We start from the raw sequence: 442 nt of genomic DNA on the forward strand, positions 1-442 counted from the left end.
GGCAAGGTTCGGTTTGTTACCGATGCCGGTGTTGACGTGCCCTTTGAGTTCACCTACTCCGTTGGAGTTGGCGGTGCAACGCGCGAGCGGGCAGGCCGACCGGAATCCGAACTTGCACCCATCAACGCCGTCGAGGACGCCGTGACGGTCGACTTCCCAAACGGAACACGTGTCGAAGTCGATACCCCGCTAGATGGCGCGTTAACCGGGACCGTCACCGCCCACGCAATCAGCGGCTACGACGACTACCGCCCTATCGTAGCATTTGATAGCGGAAACGTCCGGGCAGTCGCACGTGAGGATATATCTGAGTCGCAGGAACTGGGCAACCGCAAAGCCGAATTAGACTCTCAAAAGCGTCGTGACGACGTTGATAGCGATACGAAGGTCGTTCGTACCCCAATCGCCGCCGACGAGTAAGAGCGCCCGAGTGTCGGGCGCT

1 protein-coding gene is annotated in these 442 nt (G+C 59.7%); it reads left to right on the forward strand.

Annotated elements, in window-relative coordinates; genetic code table 11:
• On the forward strand, window positions 1-420 hold a 420-nt coding region (locus tag DEQ92_RS22855; protein ID WP_115821824.1), incomplete at its 5' end, for a hypothetical protein.
• Between the last annotated feature and the right edge of the window lie 22 nt (window positions 421-442).

Source organism: Haloferax sp. Atlit-6N (assembly GCF_003383195.1).
Taxonomy (GTDB): Archaea; Halobacteriota; Halobacteria; order Halobacteriales; family Haloferacaceae; genus Haloferax; species Haloferax gibbonsii.